The sequence below is a fragment of the Pantoea sp. Ap-967 genome (assembly GCF_011752565.1).
Lineage (GTDB): Bacteria > Pseudomonadota > Gammaproteobacteria > Pseudomonadales > Pseudomonadaceae > Aquipseudomonas.
In genome coordinates this window covers 76956-95201 of the sequence record NZ_VWXK01000020.1, presented here as the reverse complement: position 1 = coordinate 95201, position 18246 = coordinate 76956, and the positions used below count along the sequence as shown (strand labels likewise).

20 protein-coding genes and 1 pseudogene are annotated in these 18246 nt (G+C 64.2%); 4 read left to right on the top strand and 17 right to left on the bottom strand.

The genetic code is table 11. The features are described 5' to 3' along the window. Positions 1 to 16 precede the first annotated feature (16 nt). On the top strand, positions 17 to 769 hold the full coding sequence (locus F3J45_RS20230; protein ID WP_167066844.1) for a DUF2059 domain-containing protein: 753 nt from the start codon (positions 17 to 19) through the stop codon (positions 767 to 769). On the opposite strand, the gene F3J45_RS20225 is transcribed toward F3J45_RS20230, so the two are convergent. Beyond that, entirely contained in the window at positions 770 to 1696 is a 927-nt protein-coding gene (locus F3J45_RS20225; RefSeq protein WP_167066841.1) for an alpha/beta hydrolase, read from the bottom strand. It abuts the gene before it with no gap. Between the two features lie 104 nt (positions 1697 to 1800). Between F3J45_RS20225 and F3J45_RS20220 the strand changes: the two genes are divergently transcribed. The 3 genes from F3J45_RS20220 to F3J45_RS20210 all read left to right on the top strand — a co-directional run bounded on the left by F3J45_RS20220 (position 1801) and on the right by F3J45_RS20210 (position 5767). Further along, the gene (locus tag F3J45_RS20220) at positions 1801 to 2379 is read left to right on the top strand and encodes a DUF6436 domain-containing protein (protein WP_167066838.1); all 579 of its coding nucleotides are present in this window, start codon (positions 1801 to 1803) and stop codon (positions 2377 to 2379) included. 115 nt (positions 2380 to 2494) lie between these two features. Next, the gene (locus F3J45_RS20215; protein ID WP_167066835.1) at positions 2495 to 4858 is read left to right on the top strand and encodes a penicillin acylase family protein; all 2364 of its coding nucleotides are present in this window, start codon (positions 2495 to 2497) and stop codon (positions 4856 to 4858) included. Positions 4859 to 4948: 90 nt separating this feature from the next. After that, the gene (locus F3J45_RS20210) at positions 4949 to 5767 is read left to right on the top strand and encodes an alpha/beta fold hydrolase (RefSeq protein ID WP_167066832.1); all 819 of its coding nucleotides are present in this window, start codon (positions 4949 to 4951) and stop codon (positions 5765 to 5767) included. Between the two features lie 107 nt (positions 5768 to 5874). On the opposite strand, the gene F3J45_RS20205 is transcribed toward F3J45_RS20210, so the two are convergent. From F3J45_RS20205 to oscA, 16 genes and pseudogenes are all read right to left on the bottom strand, one after another. Next, complete coding sequence (locus F3J45_RS20205) at positions 5875 to 6747, bottom strand: transporter substrate-binding domain-containing protein (RefSeq protein WP_167066829.1); 873 nt, start codon at positions 6745 to 6747, stop codon at positions 5875 to 5877. After that, positions 6744 to 7517, bottom strand: coding sequence for an amino acid ABC transporter ATP-binding protein (locus F3J45_RS20200; RefSeq protein WP_167066826.1), 774 nt, complete (start codon positions 7515 to 7517; stop codon positions 6744 to 6746). Before F3J45_RS20200 ends, F3J45_RS20205 begins: the two co-directional genes overlap by 4 nt. Then, entirely contained in the window at positions 7514 to 8173 is a 660-nt protein-coding gene (locus F3J45_RS20195; protein WP_167066823.1) for an amino acid ABC transporter permease, read from the bottom strand. Before F3J45_RS20195 ends, F3J45_RS20200 begins: the two co-directional genes overlap by 4 nt. Beyond that, complete coding sequence (locus F3J45_RS20190) at positions 8154 to 8819, bottom strand: amino acid ABC transporter permease (RefSeq protein WP_167066820.1); 666 nt, start codon at positions 8817 to 8819, stop codon at positions 8154 to 8156. The genes F3J45_RS20195 and F3J45_RS20190 overlap by 20 nt, the downstream gene beginning before the upstream one ends. 227 nt (positions 8820 to 9046) lie before the next feature. After that, a complete protein-coding gene (locus tag F3J45_RS20185; RefSeq protein WP_167066817.1) occupies positions 9047 to 9832 on the bottom strand; it encodes a MetQ/NlpA family ABC transporter substrate-binding protein in 786 nt (261 codons plus the stop codon). 176 nt (positions 9833 to 10008) lie between these two features. Beyond that, on the bottom strand, positions 10009 to 10839 hold the full coding sequence (locus F3J45_RS20180; RefSeq protein ID WP_167066815.1) for a sigma 54-interacting transcriptional regulator: 831 nt from the start codon (positions 10837 to 10839) through the stop codon (positions 10009 to 10011). A gap of 64 nt (positions 10840 to 10903) precedes the next feature. Further along, positions 10904 to 11485: an alpha/beta hydrolase gene (locus tag F3J45_RS20175; RefSeq protein ID WP_167066812.1), complete on the bottom strand. Its 582-nt coding sequence runs from the start codon at positions 11483 to 11485 to the stop codon at positions 10904 to 10906. A 239-nt stretch (positions 11486 to 11724) separates the two neighbouring features. Continuing rightward, a complete protein-coding gene (locus F3J45_RS20170; RefSeq protein ID WP_167066809.1) occupies positions 11725 to 12126 on the bottom strand; it encodes a biopolymer transporter ExbD in 402 nt (133 codons plus the stop codon). Between the two features lies 1 nt (position 12127). Further along, positions 12128 to 12847, bottom strand: a complete 720-nt coding sequence (locus F3J45_RS20165; protein WP_167066806.1) for a MotA/TolQ/ExbB proton channel family protein — start codon at positions 12845 to 12847, stop codon at positions 12128 to 12130. Positions 12848 to 12877: 30 nt separating this feature from the next. Then, positions 12878 to 13672 carry an energy transducer TonB gene (locus tag F3J45_RS20160; protein WP_167066801.1) on the bottom strand — a complete coding sequence of 265 codons (795 nt, stop codon included), beginning with the start codon at positions 13670 to 13672 and terminating at the stop codon, positions 12878 to 12880. A gap of 335 nt (positions 13673 to 14007) precedes the next feature. Beyond that, a complete protein-coding gene (locus F3J45_RS30555; RefSeq protein ID WP_370526434.1) occupies positions 14008 to 14226 on the bottom strand; it encodes a TOBE-like domain-containing protein in 219 nt (72 codons plus the stop codon). Positions 14227 to 14265: 39 nt separating this feature from the next. After that, a pseudogene (locus F3J45_RS20155) lies at positions 14266 to 14997 on the bottom strand (sulfate/molybdate ABC transporter ATP-binding protein); the annotation flags it as partial. A 3-nt stretch (positions 14998 to 15000) separates the two neighbouring features. Further along, positions 15001 to 15873 (bottom strand): sulfate ABC transporter permease subunit CysW, encoded by an 873-nt coding sequence (gene cysW, locus F3J45_RS20150; RefSeq protein ID WP_167066795.1) that lies wholly within the window; start codon positions 15871 to 15873, stop codon positions 15001 to 15003. 10 nt (positions 15874 to 15883) lie between these two features. After that, positions 15884 to 16702 (bottom strand): sulfate ABC transporter permease subunit CysT, encoded by an 819-nt coding sequence (cysT, locus tag F3J45_RS20145; protein ID WP_167066792.1) that lies wholly within the window; start codon positions 16700 to 16702, stop codon positions 15884 to 15886. Positions 16703 to 16901: 199 nt separating this feature from the next. After that, positions 16902 to 17903, bottom strand: coding sequence for a sulfate ABC transporter substrate-binding protein (locus F3J45_RS20140; RefSeq protein WP_370526433.1), 1002 nt, complete (start codon positions 17901 to 17903; stop codon positions 16902 to 16904). A 56-nt stretch (positions 17904 to 17959) separates the two neighbouring features. Beyond that, entirely contained in the window at positions 17960 to 18142 is a 183-nt protein-coding gene (gene oscA / locus F3J45_RS20135; protein ID WP_012274726.1) for a sulfur starvation response protein OscA, read from the bottom strand. Positions 18143 to 18246: the final 104 nt, after the last annotated feature.

Here is an 18246-nt window from a genome sequence, read left to right as displayed (position 1 = left end):
CCGACAGGAGTCCTGAATGCGCCGTCTGTTTTCCCTGCTTCTGCTGATGATCTGCACCATGCCTGTCTGGGCAGACACCCTCGATCAGCTGTACAAGGCCGCCGGCTGGCCCGACCAGCGCGCCCATTTCAACGATGCCGTGAGCGCCGCCCAACAGCGCTACCGTAACAGCCTGCCGCCTGCGGTTTACCAGGCGCTGGTCAACAACAGCAACCAGCGCTTCCAGGCCCAGGCCATGGACAACCGCGCCGTCGCCAAGCTGCGCAGCGCGTTGCCCAACCCGGCACCAGCGCTGGCCTTCTTCCAGTCGCCCCTGGGGCGCAAGATCGTCGCTGCCGAGCTGCTGGCCACGCGCAAGGACCAGCTGGCGAAGAACGCCAAGGGCCTGCCGAAGATCCAGGCCAGCGACAACCGCCTGCTGGTCATCGGCCATTTGGCCCAGGCCCTGCCGGCCCGTGAAGCGGGCGCCGAAGTCAGCCTGGCGATTGCCGGGGTGGCAGCCGACAGCCTGAGTTCGATGATCCCCGGCCTGTTCGGCGCAAGCCAGGCCCAGGGCCTGCTCGACGGCCAGCGCCAACGGCTGATGGGGCAAATTGGCGAAGACCTGAACAACACCCTGTTGTACGTGTACCGCGACTTGTCCGATGACGAGCTGGAAGAATTCGCCACCTTCGCCGAGTCGCCAGACGGCAAGGCCTACTACCAGGCCGCCGTGGCCGCCGTGCGCGCAGGCCTTGCGGTCGGCCAGAACAGCGCCGAACTCAAGTGATCAACCCAGGCGCTGCTCGATGAAATCGAAGTAGCGCCGGCGGATGTCCGGCAGCTCGTTGGCCAGGTGATGACGGGCCTCGGGCAGCATCAGTATCTGCGGCTCGCTGAACTTGGCCTTGAGCACTTCGAGGTTGTATGGCCAATCCACCGTGCCGTCCGCCTCCCCCTGCACGATCAACGGCCGCCGCGCACAGTGCGGCGCAGCCTCGATCCGCCTGACCCAGGCGATCAGCGCGCCGACCCAGGCAGTGGGCAGGCGCCGCGGCTGCAGCGGGTCGGCTTCCAGGAAGGGCAGGAACGTCGGGTCGTTGGTGTTCTCGCTGAAGCGCCGCTCGATGCCGTTGACGAAATGGCGCAGCACCCGATAGCTGAGCTTCGACCAGCGCCAGGACTGCGGCCGCACCAGCGGCGCCAGCAGAATGACCTCGCCGTCGATGGGGCTTTGCGCACCGTGGTGCAGCAGGTGGTCCACAGCGATGGCGCCGCCGGTACTCTGCCCGCACAGGTGCCACGGGCGCGGCAGTTCCAGCTGGCGCGCCTGCTCGAACAATGCCTGCAGCACCTGCTGGTACACCGCGAAATCACTGATGCTGGCGCGCTCGCCACTGGACAGGCCGTGGCCTGGCAGGTCGCAGCTGATAACCGCAAAACCCTGCTTCAGCGCCCAGGCGATCACGTGCCGATAGAGGCCCATGTGGTCGTAGTAGCCGTGCAGCAGAAACAGCGTCGCCACTGGCTGCTCCGGCAACCACAGCTGCCCGACCAGCTCGAACCCCGCCGCCTGGAAGCCGCCCAGCCAGCTGTTCACGGGCAGGTTCAGGCCATAGAAGCGTTGGTAGGCGTGTGCTTGCGCGGGCAACGGCTGGCACTGGGCCAATGGCGCAAGGCTGGCGCGCAGCAGATCGGGGTCAAAGGCGGCGGGCATCGGGTACATCCACAGCGAAGCGAGTATTGACCTGGGATATTCAGCTGTTCGTGCCATCGTGGCAAGCTGCCCACCACACAGATCCCTGGGTACGCGCAACAGCCATGAAGATTCGCCTCATCAAATACCTGTGCGCAGGCCTGGCCCTGGTGCTCTGCACCGCCGTGCTCTGGCAGGCCTACAGCACCTTCCAGTCCCGCTACCTGCGCCCCTTCGACAACCAGACCACGCTGTTCGACGGCAGCCAACTGCGCCTGCCCGCCGAACTCGCAGGCCCCGGCCCGATCCGCGTGGTGCACTTCTGGGACCCGGCCTGCCCCTGCAACGTTGGCAACCAGCAACACCTGGGTGACCTCATTACCCAGTTCGCAGGCCAGGGCGTCACGTTCCATGCCGTGCAAAAGCCTGGCAGCCACGGCCAGTTGCCTGCCAACCTGGGCAACCTGCAGCCCATCGCCAACCTGCCGGGTAGCGAACAGCTGCCCGCCTCCCCTGCCGTGGCCATCTGGGACCGCCAGGGCCACCTCGCCTACTTCGGCCCCTACAGCGAAGGCGCGGTGTGCAATGCCAGCAACAGTTTCATCGAGCCGATCATCAAGGCCCTGCTTGCAGGGCGTGCGGTGACCGCTTCCAACACCCTGGCGGTGGGCTGCTACTGCCCTTGGGCAGAGACGGGCCTGTGAGCTTTTTCCGTTTTTCACCGGCGAACAGGGCATTGCCGCCCCAGGGACTATGCTCTGTTCGCGAATCCGTCGATGATCGGGCCACCGTGTCCGTTCGAATGCACAAGGAGTCCCGATGAAGCGCAGCCTGACCCTGTTGGCGGTGGTGATTGCCGCAGCCGCCGGCGCCGGTTACTGGTACGTGCACGGCAAGCTGCCGCAGCGCGAGGGCGAGCTGGCCGTGGCCGGGCTCAAGGCGCCGGTCAGCGTGCGCTACGACGCCCGTGGCGTGCCGCACCTGCAGGCGCAGAACGAAGCGGACCTGTACCGCGCCCTGGGCTACGTGCACGCCCAGGACCGCCTGTTCCAGATGGAAATCATGCGCCGCCTGGCCCGTGGCGAGCTGGCCGAGGTGCTGGGCGACAAGTTGCTGCCCACCGACACCTTGTTCCGCAGCCTGCGCATTCGCGAACAGGCCGCGCTGATGGCTCAGCGCCAGGACCACCAGGCGCCCGCCTGGCAAGCCCTGCAGGCTTACCTGGAGGGCGTCAATGCCTGGCAGGCCAGCCATCCCAAGCCCATGGAGTTCGACCTGATCGGCATTACCCCACGGCCGTTCACCGCCGAAGACACCCTGAGCATCGCCGGTTACCTGGCCTACAGCTTCGCCGCCGCCTTCCGCACCGAACCTGCGCTCACCTACATCCGCGACCAACTCGGCCCGCAGTACCTGAACATCTTCGACCTCGACTGGCAGCCTGCCGGGGCACTGGCCACGCCACTGGCCGCCGCCGACTGGCAAAGCCTCGAAGCCTTGGCCCACGCCAGCCAGGCGGGGCTTGCCGAGGCCGGGATTCCCCAGTTCGAGGGCAGCAACGCCTGGGCCATTGCCGGCAGCCGTACCCGCAGCGGCAAACCGTTGCTGGCGGGCGACCCGCACATCAGCTTCTCCGTGCCGGCGGTGTGGTATGAAGCCGAGCTGTCGGCACCGGGCTTCAACCTGTATGGCTACTTCCAGGCGCTGAACCCGTTCGCGATGCTCGGGCACAACCGCGATTTCGGCTGGAGCCTGACCATGTTCCAGAACGATGACGTCGACCTGATCGCGGAACAGACCAACCCGGCCAACGCCGACCAAGTCATGGTCCATGGCCAGTGGCACGCGCTGGAAAAGACGCAAGAAACGATTGCCGTCAAAGGCCAGCAGCCGGTCACCGTCGAACTGCGCCGCTCGCCCCACGGGCCAATCGTCAACGACGTGCTGGGTGCCACGGCCGGCGCCACGCCGATTGCCATGTGGTGGGCATTCCTGGAAACCGAAAACCCGATCCTCGACGGCTTCTACCAGCTCAACCGGGCCGATACCCTGGGCAAGATGCGCGAGGCCGCAGCCAAGGTGCAGGCGCCGGGGCTGAATTTCGTCTGGGCCAACGCCCGTGGCGATATCGGCTGGTGGGCGGCGGCGAAGCTGCCGATACGCCCCGACGGGGTCAACCCGTCGTTCATCCTCGACGGCGCCAGCGGCCAGGCCGACAAACCCGGCTTCTACCCGTTCAGCGCCAACCCACAGCAGGAGAACCCGGCCAGCGGCTACATCGTCTCGGCCAACTACCAGCCACCGGCGGTGATGCCCATTCCCGGTTACTACAACCTGCCCGACCGCGGGCGCCAGCTCGACCGCCAATTGGCCGACCCGCAGGTGAAGTGGGACACCCAGAACAGCCAGGCCTTGCAGCTGGACACAGCCAGCGACCACGGCCCGCGCACCCTGGCGCCGCTGCTGGCAACCCTGCGCGGCATCGCCGAGGGTGACGAGCAGAAGGAGCTGGTCGAGCAGTTGGCCGCCTGGCGTGGCGACTACCCGTTGGATTCCACCAGTGCCACGCTGTTCAACCAGTTTCTCTATGAGCTGGCCTACGCCGCGCTGCATGACGAGCTGGGCGATACCTGGTTCCCGGTGTTGATCAGTACCCGCGCCATCGACGCCGCGATGCCGCGCCTGGCCGCCGACGCCCAGTCCCCCTGGTGGGACACCCGCGGTGGCAACCAGCGCACCGACCGCACGGCCATCGTGCGCATCGCCTGGCAGAAAACCCTCGCGCACCTGCGCGAAACCCTCGGCCAGGACCCGGCCAGCTGGCAATGGGGCAAGGCCCACACCCTGACCCACAACCACCCGCTGGGGGCGAAGAAGCCGCTGAACCTGCTGTTCAATGTCGGGCCATTCCCCGCCCCCGGCACCCATGAAGTGCCCAACAACCTGTCGGCGAAGATCGGGCCGGCGCCCTGGCCCGTCACCTATGGCCCCTCGACCCGGCGGCTGATCGACTTCGCCGATGCCGGCCAGGCGCTGAGCAGCAACCCGGTCGGGCAAAGCGGTGTGCTGTTCGACCGGCATTATGCGGACCAGGCCGAAGGCTACGTGCAAGGCAAGTATCAGCGGGCGCAGATGGGGGTGATTCCGGCGCAGAGCACCCTCAGGCTGGTGCCATCACCTTAATGGGTAGGCGCTGGCTTGCCTGCGATGGACCGCACAGCGGTCCCCTGCACTTTCGAATACCCTACAGCACCTCCTGCCGAGACCTACTCCATGCAAAAACACTTCATCGAAATCGACGGCGCACGCATGAGCTATGTCGACCAGGGCCAGGGCTTCCCGGTGCTGCTCGGCCACAGCTACCTGTGGTCGGCGGAAATGTGGGCGCCGCAGATCGAGGCGCTGTCCCGGCATTTCCGTGTCATCGTTCCCGAACTGTGGGGCCACGGCGGCTCCGACGCGCCGCCTGCCAGCACCACCGACATGAGTGCCCTGGCCCGCCAGCACCTGGCGCTGCTGGACGCCCTGGACATTGCCCAATGCCACCTGGTGGGCCTGTCGGTCGGCGGCATGTGGGGTGCGCAACTGGCCATCGAACACCCCGGGCGGGTCGACCGCCTGGTACTGATGGACACCTACCTCGGTGCCGAGCCTGAGGTGACCCGGCTGAAATACTTCGGCTTGCTGGATGCTGCAAGCGCAGCCGGGGTGTTCCCGGAGCCGTTGCTGGATATCGTGGTGCCGATCTTCTTCCATGCCGGTGGGCAGACCGTGCCTGAGGTGCGGGAAGGTTTCCGAGCCTCGCTCAAGGCCAGCAGCGCCGAGCTGATCCGCCAGAGCCTGGACCCGATGGGCCGGGTGATTTTCGGGCGGCCCGACCTGCTGGGGCGGCTGGGTGAATTGAAGGGTGAAAAGACCATTGTCATCTGTGGCGACCAGGACATTCCGCGGCCGCCTGAAGAATCCAACGAGATGGCACGGATCATTGGCTGCCTGGCGGCGCAAATTCCATTCGCTGGGCATATTTCCAGCCTGGAGAACCCGCATGTGGTGAATGCGTTTTTGCTGAACTGGTTGCCGCGTAACGCTTGAGTGGGTCTTGGGCTGCATCGCGAGCTTTGCTCGCTCCTACAGGGGGCTCACACCCGTGGTAGGAGCGAGCGCAGCTCGCGATATGCCGCCTATGCGGCGCCCGGTTATCAGCCCTGCCACTTGCCCCCTTCGACGATCACGCTCTCCGGCTTGGTGTCGTCGCTCAGCTCCTTGCGCACATACTGGTCATACAGCTTGAGCAGGAATTTCTCCTCGCCCAGCTTGGCCAGCTCCGCATTCACCCAGTCACGCAGCTCGGTATTGCCCTTCTTCACCGCCGGCGCAATCGGTGCCTCGTCGCCCAGCAACTGCGGCAGCACGCGGTAGCCCGGGTTCTGCTTGGCCCAGCTGAACAGAATCAGGTTGTCCTGGGCATAGGCATCGCCCCGCCCGTTGGCCAGGGCCTGCAGCGATTCGCTGTTCTTCTCGAACTTGAGCAGTTTCCAGTCTGGGTGGTGCTTGGTCAGCCAGATGTCCGCCGTGGTACCCGTGGTCACGATGGTGGTCTTGCCCGCCAGGTCGTCGAGTGTTTTTACCGGGCTGCCATCGGCGACAATCGCCTGCACCGCCACACGCAGGTTGGGGTTGGTGAAGTCCACCGCTTCCTTGCGCTCAGGCGTCACGGTCATGTTGGCAAGAATCAGGTCAACCTTGTCGCTCTGCAGGAACGGGATGCGGCTGGCCGGCTCCACGGCAACGAACTCCACCTTGTTTTCATCCCCCAGCAGGTCCTTGGCCAGGCGCCGGGCAATGTCGGTGTCGAAGCCCACATAGCGGCCACTGGCATCGACGAAGCCGAACGGCGGTTTGTCGGTGAACACGCCGACAATCAGCTTGTCGCGGGCCTTGATGGTTTCCAGGTAGCTGGTGGCCGGCGAGGCAGCCGCAGGCTTGGGCGGCTCCTCGGCCTTGTTGCAGCCGGCCAGCAGGGCCAGGCCGAACAGCGGCGCCAGCAATTTGGTAAGCGGGGCAGTTTTCATGACAGTTCCTTTTGTTGGGTCTTCGGCAGGCTTTCGACAAAGGAGAATTTGTCCAGGAACTGCTGCGCGCGTGCGGTCCGCGGTTGGCTGAAGAAGCTCTCGGGGTCGCTCTGTTCAAGGATCCTGCCGGCTTCCATGAACACGATGCGGTCGGCCACCGCGCGAGCGAAGGCCATTTCGTGGGTAACGATGAGCAAGGTCATGCCGTCCCGGGCAAGGCCCTGGATCACCTGCAGCACTTCCTTGACCATTTCCGGGTCCAGCGCAGCGGTAACTTCGTCGAACAGCATCACCTGTGGGTTCATGCACAGTGCCCGGACGATGGCGATACGCTGCTGCTGGCCGCCGGACAGCTGGCGTGGGTAGGCATCGCGCTTGTCCAGCAAGCCAACCCGCGCCAGCAGCGCCTCGGCCTGCGCCTGGGCTTCGGCGCGTTCGCGTTTTTGCACCTTGAGTGGGCCAAGCAGCAGGTTGTCGAGCACGCTCATGTGGCCGAACAGGTGGTAGCTCTGGAACACCATGCCCACCCGCTGGCGCACCTGGCGCCAGTCGGTGCCAGCGCCCAGCAGGTCGTTGCCCTCCAGGCGCAGCTGGCCGCTGTGGGCGGCTTCCAGGCCATTCAGGCAGCGCAGCAAGGTGCTCTTGCCACAGCCACTGGGGCCAAGGATCACCACCACTTCGCCGGCCTGGACCTTGAGGTCGACATCGGCCAGCACCCGGTGGGTGCCGTAGAACTTGTTGAAACCCTGGAATTCGATCAATGCGGTCATGAGTGGGCCCAGCGCCTTTCCAGCACGCGCGAGGCGGCCGACAGCGGATAGCAGACAAGGAAGAAGAACAGGAACAATACGGCGTAGATCAACACCGACTCGTAGGTGCGCTCGATGATCTGCTGGCCTACCTTGATCACATCGACCACGCCAATCAGCACCGCCAGCGAGCTGGTCTTGATGATCCGCGTGTAGAGGTTGATGGTGGGCGGCGTCATGCGCTTGAGCGCCTGGGGCAGCAGCACATGCCCGTAGAGCTGGGTGCCGGACAAGCCGATCGACAGGCCCGCTTCGCGCTGCCCGCGTGGCAACGACTGCAATGCGCCGCGCACCACTTCACCGACTTCGCTGGCGCCCCACAGCCCCAGCACCAGCACCGCGCACCAGAAGCTGGGAATGTTCACGGCGAAGAAGATCGGCAAGCCGAAGAACACCAGGTACAGCCACACCAGCACCGGAATGGCGCGAAACAGCTCCAGGTAAACCTGCAAGGCAATATTCAACAGCCGCTTGCCCAGTGTTGCCAGCACGCCGTACAGCACCCCGCCCAAGGTGGCGAAGAGAATGCCCAGCGCCGATATCGCCAGGGTCTGGGCTGCGCCCTTGGCCAGCAGCGGCAGCGATACCCAAAGCAGCTCAGTTGCCGAACTGGCCATGTTGCAGCCTCCTTTCCAGGTAGCGCAGCAGCAGCGACAACGGCAGGAACAACAGCACGCACAGCAGGGTCAGTACGGCGAGCATTTCGTAGGTCTTGTAGTACAAGGCGATGTAGTTCTTGGTGGTGTAGAGAATTTCCGGCACCGCCACCGCCGACACCACGGTGGTTTCCTTGAGCAGGAAGATGAAGTTGGCGAACAGCGCCGGCAGGCTGAGGATGCCGGCCTGGGGCAGGATCACGTGGCGCAGCAGCTGGCCCTCGGACAGGCCAATGGCCCGCCCCGATTCGAGCTGCGCACGCGGCACTGCCTCGACCCCGGCGCGCAGCACCTCGGTGAGGTAGGCGCCGCCCATGAAGGTCAGGGTGATGATTGCCGCGGCGAAGCCGGAAATCTTCACGCCCAGGCTGGGCAAGGCGAAATAGACGAAGAACAGCTGGATCAACAGCGGTGTGTTGCGTGCCAGCTCTACGTAGCCCTTCACCAGCCGCCACAGGTAAGGCGTGCGAAACACCAGCACCGTGGCATTGACCAGCGCCACCAGCAGCGAGGTGGCAATGGCGATCAGGCCAACCTGCAGGGTGACCCCAACGGCCTTTAGGAAGGCCGGCAAGGTACTGAGCATGAAGGCGGTGTCGAAGGTCATGGAAGGCAGTTCTGATGGGCGCACGGGGCGCGATCAGTAGACTGTAAAGGTATAAAAAACTTTTTATAAATACCTTTATTGAATATACATATGCGACAGCCTGTTGCGGCCTCTTCGCGGGGCAAGCCCGCTCCTACACAGAGAGTGGAGAGGCCAGCCCGCGCCCGCTTGCACAAACAGAAACGCCGGCGCATAGGCGCCGGCGTTTTCACGACACAGTCAAACCATCAGAACGCAGGCAGCACCGCACCCTGGTATTTCTTGGCGATGAATGCCTTCACCTCCGGGCTGGTCAGCGCCTTGGCCAGCTTCTGGATGGCCTCGCTGTTCTTGTTGTCCGGGCGTGCCACCAGGAAGTTCACGTAGGGCGAGTCGGCACCCTCGATCACCAGGGCATCCTTGGCTGGGTTCAGGCCAGCTTCCAGGGCGTAGTTGGTGTTGATCATGTCCAGGTCGACCTGGTCCAGCACGCGCGGCAGCATGGCCGATTCCAGCTCGCGGAACTTGAGCTTCTTCGGGTTCTCGGCGATGTCTTTCGGCGTGGCCAGGGCGTTTTTCGGGTCTTTCAGGGTAATCAGGCCGGCTTTCTGCAGCAGGATCAGCGCACGGCCACTGTTGCTGCCTTCGTTCGGGATGGCGACGGTGGCGCCGTCCTTCAGTTCGCTCAGGCTCTTGACCTTCTTCGAGTAGCCACCGAACGGTTCGACGTGCACGCCGATCACCGTTTCCAGGTGGGTGCCCTTGCCTTCGTTGAAGCTTTGCAGGTACGGCAGGGTCTGGAAGTAGTTGGCATCCAGGCGCTTCTGGTCAACCTGCACGTTGGGCTGCACGTAGTCGGTGAACACCTTGATCTGCAGGTCCACGCCTTCTTTGGCCAAGGTCGGCTTGATCAGTTCGAGGATTTCGGCGTGTGGCACCGGGGTGGCGGCTACCACCAGTTTCTCGGCGGCGGACGCCAGGCCAGCGAACGACAGGGCAGCGGCCAGGGCAGTGGTCAGCAGGGTCTTTTTCATGGTGTTCCTTGTTCTGTTTCTGGGCCATCGCAGATGGCGAAGTCGGGTGCCCAACCGTTTCATCGGCGGGCATGGAGCGGACGATACCGGTATTTTTTATTCCGTAACAATATCTTTTAATTAGCTGCTTATTCCAAAAACAAACTGCCACCACCTACTTTGCTTATTAGGCCCCTCTAGCGCGAGGGGTTGGGCAAATCGAGGTCTTGCGGCTGCAACTCCTGGTCATCGTTCACCAACAAGGCGAAGTGGATGACGTTCTCCAGCTCCCGGGTGTTACCCGGCCAGGCATGCGCTTCCAGCGCCTGCTGCGCGGCCTCGCTCACCAGCGGCACCGGGCGCTGCAGGCGCACGCTGTAGATGCCGACGAAGTACTCGGCCAGCGGCAGGATATCGCCAGGCCGCTCGCGCAATGGCGGCAGCTCCAGCGCGCCCTCGCGCAGGTACTGGTAAAGGCGTTCGTTGAAGCGCCCAGCCTTCACCACCCGCGCCAGGTCGATGCTGGTGGCGGCGACCAGGCGCACATCCACAGGCTGCGGCTGCTGCGCGCCAACCCGGGTCACCTCGCGGTTTTCCAGGGCCGCCAGCAGCTTGCCCTGGATGGCCAGCGGCAGGTCGGCGATCTCGTCTAGGTACAAGGTGCCGCCATTGGCCGAGCCGAACCAGCCCGCCCGGCTGCTGGCCGTGCCACCCTGGCTGCCGGCGCTGTAGCCGAACAGCTCGGCATCGGCATAGGTCGGGCTGATGGCCGCACAGTTCACCGAAACGAACAGGCCAGGGCGGTCGCTGGCACGGTGGATCTGCCGCGCCAGCAACTCCTTGCCGGTGCCGGTCTCGCCACGGATCAACACCGGCAGCGGTTGCGGTGCGAGGCGCTCCAGGGCCTGGCGCAGCTGCTGCGAACGCGGGTCGATGAACACCAGCGCCTTGGCGCGGATGCTCAGGGGGCTCTTGTCCAGCTCAGGGAAGGTCAGCAGCGGCTGGCCAAATGGGTTTTGAAAAGTCATGACTCACTCCCGCCCCAGGCCATCAGGGCCGGGCGTCAGGCAAACGGTAAACGGTCGGGGCCGATCAGGCGCGGCGCAAGGCGCGCTGCTCAACCCGGCTTTGCAGGCGGTACAGGTAGGCGAAGCCTTGTTCCCAACGCTCGTGCCCGGACTTGACGTTGATGTGCCCGGCATTGCTCAGCAGCCCTGGCTCCGCCCCCCAGGCCTGGGCCAGGTACAGCGCCCGCGGCACGCTCACCGCCGGGTCATTGTCAGAGCTGACCACCTGGCTTGGGAACGGCAGGGGCTGTGCCGGGATCGGTGCGAAATTGCGCAGCGCCGGTGCGCAGGTGGGGCGTTCGACGTCGGCCGGGGCTACCAGCAAGGCGCCGCGCACGCGGCGCAACAATGCTGGGCTGGCCTGTGCTGCCCAGTGGGCGACCGTGATGCAACCCAGGCTGTGGGCAATCAAGATCACCGGTGTGCGCTCGGCGGCAATGGCCTGCTCCAGCGCCTGCACCCAGTCACGGCGCTGCGGGGTCAGCCAGTCGTGCTGCTCGACCCGGGCGCTGTTGGGCAAGGTGCGCTGCCAGTGGCTCTGCCAATGGTTGTCTGGCGATCCTTGCCAGCCCGGCACAATCAGGTAACGAATCGACTCATTGCGCATGGGAACGCCTCCGGTAGTTTGCGTGCTTGGAGACCAGTATAAGGAGAGGGTTATATTCGTAAAGGAATAAGAAGCTATTTATTAATAACCAAAAAGGTTTTACTGTATGTCCACCACTGCCGCCGCCCTGGTAGGAGCGAGCGCAGCTCGCGATGCGCCGCAGGCGCCCGGTCGCAAAAAAAAAAGGCCAACCCCTGTCAAGAGATATGGCCCTAACGCACTTGCGAGAGTCTTGCCAATCAGCGCGCGGTAATCACCGCCAGCTTGCTGATTCCGGCACGTTCGATCGCGGCCATGGCCCGCGCCACTTCGCCGTAATTCACACCGTCGTCGGCCTGCAACTGCACCCGTACCTCGGCATCCTTGTCCTTGGCCGCCTTGAGGTTGGTTTCCAGCAGGTCGGGTTGAATCTCGTCCTTGTTGATGAACAGCTTGCCCTGGCCGTCGATGCTCACCACCAGTGGGTCTTTCTGCTCCACCGGGGCCACGGCCTCGGTCTTGGGCAGGTTGATCGGGATGGCGTTGGTCAGCAGCGGCGCGGTGACGATGAACACCACCAGCAGCACCAGCATGACGTCCACCAGCGGGGTGACGTTGATTTCACTGAGGACTTCGTCGCTGTCCTGGGTCGAAAAGGCCATGTCAGGACGCCTCCTTCACCGGCTGGGTGAAACCGGCCTGGGCCTTCTGCACGGCAGGGTGCACCAGCACGCGGAAGGCACTCTTCTGCGCCAGGCTGTAGAAGTCGTGGGCGAAGTCGTCGAGGTCGGCCGCTGTCAGCTTGAGGCGGCGCAGGAAGTAGTTGTAGACCAGCACCGCCGGCACCGCGACGGCGATACCCACGCCAGTGGCCACCAGCGCCGCACCAATTGGGCCCGCCACGGTTTCCAGGCTGGCGGAACCGGCCGCGCTGATCCCCTTGAGCGCTTCCATGATGCCCCACACGGTGCCGAACAGGCCGATGAAGGGCGAGGTGCTGCCGATACTGGCGACCACCGCCAGGCCCGTTTCCAGCGAGCGGCGTTCACGCACGATCTGCTGGCGCAGGGCACGTTCCAGGCGGTCCTGATGGTTGATGGCGTGGCTCAGGTCGTTGGCCTGGGTGTCGCCCACGGCGATGGCGGCATAACCGGACTGCGCAACGCGGGCGGCCGGGCCAGGCAGTGCATGGCTGAGCTCGGCGGCCGAGTCCAGGCTCGATGCGGCCCAGAACTGCTGGTGGAAGCGTTTGTCCTGGTTCTTCAGCCGCACGAACTGGGCAACCTTGACCAGGGCCAAGCCCCAGGTGGCAACGGAAAAACCGACCAGCAGCCAGATGACTGCGCTTTCAACGGATTCGAGGGGGGATGCCAGCAGGCTCATGAGAGTGTCTTCCTGTGTTCTGCGAAAAAGTTAGCGAAGCTTGAAATCGATCGGCACGCTGACCCAGCCGGCCAGGGCCACGTCGCCCTGCTTGGCGGGGACGAAGCTCCAGCGCTTGACCGCGGCCAGCGCGGCGGCGTCGAGGGCATCACGGCCACTGCTTTTCTGGATCTGGATCTGCCCGGGCTTGCCGCTGGGCAGCACTTCCACACGCAACAGCACGGTGCCTTCCCAGCCGCGGCGCTGGGCCAGCTGCGGGTACTCCGGCGCCGGGTTCTTCAGGTACGCGGCGTTGGCCGAAGCCGGGGTTATCGGGGCTGGCGCAGGTGGCGCAGGTGGGGCCGGGGCAGCGACTGGCGCAGGCGCAGGCGGTGGCGCTTCAATGGGTTTGGGCTGCGGCTTGGGCGGCTGCTTGACCACAGGCTTTGGCACTGGCTTGGGCTTGGGTTTTGGCTTGGCCGCCAGCTCATCGACCACCGGCGGCGGTGGCTCGACCACGGGTGGTGCCGGGGCTGGCGGTGGCGGCTCGACCACCGGCGGCGCAGGCGCGGCGAACTCGATGGTCATGGGCGGAATCTGTGGCGGTACCACGGGCAGCTCGGGCGTTGGCGCCTGGCTGATCCAGTACGCAGCGGCGCCATGCAGCGCCAGCACCAGCAGGCCCAGGGCCAGCTTGTCGCGGCGCTTGAGGCCGCTGACCGGGGTGCGTTGCAGGCGCAGCTGGCCCAGTGGCAGGCGAAGCGTCCGGCCAAGCTCGACCAAGTCACCCGGGGCCGGGCGCCATGGCTGGTCGTAGGCCCTGACGGCCGACTGGACATTTCCCATTGATCAAACTCCTGGGGTTCTTGATTCAGGTGTGTGGCTGAATCATCGCGGCCAGGGGCTTATCTCTAGAAGTAATGTTTAAAATTAAAGTTAGCGTTTTTTGGAATATGCGTTTTACGGGAGATGCTCTAGGCCGCGGGATTCGCGGGGTTCAGGGAGGGGGCTTGAGTGTGATGCCTTGGCGGCATATTAAATATTCGTGCAAGGCATGGGATTGTCACGAGGGCTGCGCCCTCGATCGCGAGCTGTGCTCGCTCCTACCGGGGTATGCGCACTAGGGGATGGGGCAAAAAAAACCCGGGACCAGGCCCGGGCTTTTCATGCTTGGCGGCGAATTAGATATCCGCCACCTTCTGCCACACCTTCGGCCGGAAGAACAACGTCTCGCCCCGGGCCAACCCGGTCAGGCTGTCGTGGTCCTTGACCACCTCGGCCTCGATCAGCTCGCTCTGGCCTTCCACTTTCAAGGTCACCCGCGTGGTCGCGCCCAGGGGGCGGATATCGCGCACTTCGGCAGCATGGTGGCCTTCGGTTTCATGCCGCGACAGCGACACCTCGTGCGGGCGGAACAGCACATGGTGCCCTTCGCTCACGGCCAGGCGGTTGGAGTCGCCGAGGAAGTGGTAGACGAAATCGTTGGCCGGCTGCTCGTACACCTCACCCGGCGAGCCGATCTGCTCGATCACGCCCTTGTTCATCACCACGATGCGGTCGGCCACTTCCATGGCTTCTTCCTGGTCGTGGGTGACGAACACCGAGGTCAGGTTGATGTCCTCGTGCAGCCGCGCCAGCCAACGGCGCAGCTCCTTGCGCACCTTGGCATCCAGCGCGCCGAACGGCTCGTCGAGCAGCAGCACCTTGGGCTCCACCGCCAGGGCGCGGGCCAGGGCGATACGCTGGCGCTGGCCACCGGAAAGCTGTTCGGGGTAGCGGTCGGACAACCAGTCGAGCTGCACCATGTTCAGCAGCTCATGCACCTTCTCGGCGATCTTGCTCTCGCTTGGGCGCTCGCCCTTGGGCTTCATGCGCAGGCCGAAGGCGACGTTGTCGAACACGCTCATGTGGCGGAACAGGGCATAGTGCTGGAACACGAAGCCGACGTTGCGATCACGCACGTCATGGCCCGACACATCCTCGCCGTGGAACACGATATTGCCTTGGTCCGGGGTTTCCAGGCCGGCGATGATGCGCAGCAGGGTAGTCTTGCCACAGCCGGACGGGCCGAGCAGGGCCACCAGCTCGCCGCTGTTGATGTCCAGGTTGATGGTGTTCAAGGCCTGGAAGCTGTTGAAGCGCTTGCTGACGTTACGAACTTCGATCGACATGAATCATTCCTCCGCGGCGCTGTGGCGCAGGCGGTTAATACGGTTCTCGCTCCACTGCTTGAGCAGCAGGATGAAGAGCGCCAGGATCAGCAACAGGCTGGCCACGCTGAAGGCCGCGACGTGGTTGTACTCGTTGTAGAGGATCTCCACGTGCAGCGGCAAGGTGTTGGTGACGCCGCGAATATGGCCAGACACCACCGACACCGCGCCGAATTCGCCCATGGCCCGCGCGGTACACAGCACCACGCCGTAGATCAGGCCCCACTTGATGTTCGGCAAGGTCACGTGCCAGAACATCTGCCAGCCATTGGCGCCGAGCAGGCGTGCGGCCTCCTCTTCCTGCGTGCCCTGCTCCTGCATCAGCGGGATCAGCTCACGGGCAACGAATGGCACGGTGACGAAGATGGTCGCCAGGACGATGCCCGGCAGTGCGAACACGATCTGGATGTCGTGGTCCTGCAGCCACGGGCCGAAAAAGCCTTGCGCGCCGAACATCAGCACGTAGACCAGGCCGGCGATGACCGGCGACACCGAGAACGGCAGGTCGATCAGGGTCACCAGGATGCTCTTGCCGCGGAAGCTGTACTTGCTCACGCACCAGGCGGCGCTGACGCCGAACACCAGGTTCAGTGGCACCGAAATGACCACGGCGAGCAGGGTCAGCTTCAATGCCGACAGGGCGTCGGGTTCGAAAATCGCCTCGAAGAAGGTGCCAAAGCCGTTCTTCAGTGCCTGGGACACCACGATCACCAGCGGCAGCAGCAGGAACAGCGCGAACACCAGCCAACCAAGGCCGATCAGGATGCGCCGCGAAGTGGCGCTGCCACGCCTGGCGGCGTTGGCGGTGGCGCTTGCACTCAGGTTAGAACTGGACATGCGGCCTCCTTCAAGGGGTTTCGATGCGGCGCTGCAGCAGGTTTATCAGCAGCAGCAGGATGAAGGAAACCACCAGCATCAGCACGCCGATGGCGGTCGCGCCGGTGTAGTCGTACTGGTCGAGCTTGACCATGATCAGCAGCGGCAGGATCTCGGTTTTCATCGGCATGTTGCCGGCGATGAAGATCACCGAACCGTACTCACCCACGCCCCTGGCGAAGGCCAGGGCGAAGCCGGTGAGCCAGGCAGGCAGCAGGGCCGGCGCCAGGATGTGGCGGAACACCTGCAACGGCTTGGCCCCCAGGCAGGCGGCAGCCTCTTCCACTTCACGCGGGATGTCGGCAAGTACCGGCTGCACCGTGCGCACCACGAACGGCAGGGTGACGAAGGTCAGTGCCAGGGTGATGCCCAGCGGGGTGTAGGCGATCTTGAAACCCAGGTCGGTGGCGAACTGGCCAACCCAGCCCGAGGGCGCGTAGAGGGCAGTCAGGGCGATACCGGCAACGGCAGTGGGCAGGGCGAACGGCAGGTCGATCATCGCATCGATGATCTTGCGCCCAGGGAAGGTGTAGCGCACCAGCACCCAGGCCAGCAGGGTGCCGATTACACCGTTGATGATGGCGGCGAACAAGGCGGTGCCGAAACTCAGCTTGAGCGCGGCGATCACCCGTGGCGCACTGATGATGTTCCAGAACTGCTCGAAGGTCAGCTGCGAGGCATGGACGAACATGGCCGCCAGCGGTATCAGCACGATCAGGCTGAGGTACACCAAGGTGTAGCCCAGCGTCAGCCCGAAGCCGGGTATGACGGGGGAAATGCGACGTGACATAAATATCCCTGGTTGAATGCACCTGGCCTGGTAATGATCCGGGGGGCGGTGCAGGCTTTTGAATCCTGGGGGGCTGCTCTGCAGCCCATCGCAGGCAAGCCAGCTCCTACAGAAATCGCGCCGCCCGTGGGCCTGTGATCATCCTGTAGGAGCTGGCTTGCCTGCGATGGGCCGCGTTGCGGCCCCGCTTTCCCTGGCCTTACTGCGCCTGGTAAATCTGGTCGAACACACCGCCATCATTGAAGAACTTCGGTTGTGCAGTTTTCCAGCCACCGAAGTCCTTGTCGATGGTCACCAGGTCCAATTTCGGGAACTGCTTGCCGAATTCGGCCGCCACTTTCTCGTCACGCGGGCGGTAGAAGTTCTCGGCGGCAATCTTCTGGCCGGCCGGGCTGTACAGGTGCTTGAGGTACTCGGTGGCGATTTCGGTGTTGCCCTTCTTCTCGGCATTCTTGTCGACCACGGCCACTGGCGGCTCGGCGAGGATCGACAGCGATGGGACGACGATGTCGAACTTGTCGGCGCCGCCGTCTTCCTTCAGCGCCAGGAAGGCTTCGTTTTCCCAGGCCAGCAGCACGTCGCCCTGGCCGTTGTTGACGAAGGTGATGGTCGAGCCGCGGGCACCGGTGTCCAGCACGGGTACATGCTTGAACAGCTCCTGCACGTATTCCTTGGCCTTGGCTTCGCTGCCGCCGGTCTTCAGGCCATAGGCCCATGCCGCGAGGAAGTTCCAGCGGGCGCCACCGGAGGTTTTCGGGTTGGGGGTGATGACCGAGACGTCTTTCTTGACCAGGTCGCCCCAGTCCTTGATGCCTTTCGGGTTGCCCTTGCGCACCAGGAACACGATGGTCGAGGTGTACGGGGTGCTGGCGTCGGGCAGGCGGGTCTGCCAGTTTTCTGGCAAGGTCTTGCCGAGCTTGGCGATTTCGTCGATGTCGCCGGCCAGGGCAAGGGTCACCACGTCGGCGCGCAGGCCGTCGATCACCGCACGGCCCTGCTTGCCCGAGCCACCGTGGGATTGCTGGATCTTCACCTTGTCGCCCGGGTGGGCCTGTTGCCAGTGCTTGATGAATTCGGCGTTGTACTGCTGGTACAGCTCACGGGTCGGGTCGTAGGACACGTTCAGCAGTTCGTAGTCCTTGGCGATGGCGGAACCGGCAAAAACAGCACTGGCCAGGGCGGCGAGCGCATAACGGCGGATGGACATGGTGAAGCTCCCGATTGGCATTTTTCTAGTTTTGAAGGGTGAGGCGCGAATCAGCTGGGCTTGTTGCCGGGCTGCTGCAGGCGGAACTTCTCCTTGCGCTCGATCTGTACGACCTGGGCGTTGTGCACGGTGATTTCCACCGCACCGAAACGCAGGTCGCGCAGGGCGCTCTGGATTTCACGCAAAATGGTGGCTTCGTCCTGACCGTCGATGCTACGCAGCGATGCACTCATGCTCGTTCTCCTTGGAGTGAGGGTGCCGGGCTGAGGTTTGAAGGGGGTTTGCGCCTGGCTTGAGGGCAATAGTAGTGAGGCGGAGATATTCTTAAAAATACTGT